Genomic DNA, 1,483 nt, shown 5'->3' with positions numbered 1-1,483 from the left:
AGTGGTCTATTAGCGTTCCCCCTGTGCGGGGGGCACCTACTTTTCTTTGCCGCCGTGTATAGACCGGAGACATAGCTGACAGGTGTGCGGGGACATGGTTGACACTTCCGGGTACTAAAACGCCCGGTCCCGACCATGCCCTGGAACGCAAGAGACACCATGAGCCTCCGACAGGAATTTGTTCATCTGGCCAGTCAGGACACGCTGACGATGACCGAACTGTGCCAGCGCTTTAACATCAGCCGGCAGACCGGCTACAAATGGCTCAATCGCGGCGAGAACGCGCTGTCAGATCAATCCCGGCGCCCTGCCAGCAGTCCCTCGAAGACCCCCGCTGCGATGGAGCAGGAAGTGGTGCGGCTGCGCCAGGCCCATCCGCGCTGGGGTGGCCGCAAGATCCGCCGGCGCCTGCAGGATCTGGGCTTTGAGGCGGTGCCACAGCCCAGCACCGTGACCGACATCCTGCACCGGCACAACCTGATCCTGCCGGCCGATTCAGCCATGAGCCAACCCTGGAAGCGCTTTGAGCACGACCAGCCCAACGTACTCTGGCAGATGGACTTCAAGGGGCACTTCGACACCCTCGAGAAGGAGCGGTGCAGTCCCTTGACGGTGCTCGATGACCACTCGCGCTTCAGCATCCTGCTACGCGCCTGTGGCCTCACCGACACCACGACTGTGCAGGCCGGGTTACGGGAGGCGTTTGGACACTATGGCCTGCCGTTACGCATCAATACCGATAACGGCTCGCCGTGGGGTTCGCCTGGCAGTCCGGGGCAACTCACCGAACTGGCCGTCTGGCTGATCCGGCTGGGTATCCGCATCAGTTACAGCCGGCCTTACCACCCGCAGACCAACGGCAAGGACGAACGGTTTCACCGTACGCTGAAGGCTGAAGTACTGAATGGACGAAGCTTCGCTACCCAGCAGCACGTGCAACAGGAACTGGACGCTGGCGCACCGTATATAACTGCGAGCGCCCGCATGAGGCGATCGGCATGGACACACCGGTCAGCCGCTACCGGCCGAGCCCCCGGGCGTATCCATCGATCCTGCCGGAGCCGGAGTACGGCCCGGATGACGTGGTACTGCGGGTCAAGGCGAATGGTCAGCTACGCTTTGAAGGACGACACCTCAGGGTCTCGAATGCACTTTATGGGCTGCTGGTTGCGGCACGCGCAAAGCCGGGCGAAGACGGCGTATTTGAATTCTGGTTTGCCCATCATCGCATCCTCACCCTTGACCTGAGGAGCGGCAATCGCTGACCATAAAGTGTCAACGATGTCTCCGCACGTCTGTCAACCATGTCCCCGGTCTATACACCGCCGCAAAGAAAAGTAGGCAAAAGAAAGCGGCTAGAAACCCCTGCTAAGTGGGCACCGTGGCTTGCCCGGGGTAGTGGTGCGACTGGAATCTGTGTTCGTGCCGCTGCATAAGCTTGTGACAAGGGCGTCATACTTCCGGCGGCGCTGCGCGCGCCGAA

The 1,483-nt window shown here is 61.3% G+C and carries 1 pseudogene; it reads left to right on the top strand.

Features of this window, described 5'->3' with window-relative positions:
* Positions 1 to 135: 135 nt before the first annotated feature.
* Positions 136 to 1,265, top strand: a pseudogene (locus tag M0D66_RS37875) (IS481 family transposase).
* The last annotated feature ends 218 nt before the right edge of the window (positions 1,266 to 1,483 follow it).

The organism is Paraburkholderia sp. SECH2, assembly GCF_030464795.1.
Taxonomy (GTDB): domain Bacteria; phylum Pseudomonadota; class Gammaproteobacteria; order Burkholderiales; family Burkholderiaceae; genus Paraburkholderia; species Paraburkholderia aspalathi.
This window is presented reverse-complemented; position numbering and strand designations above follow the sequence as displayed.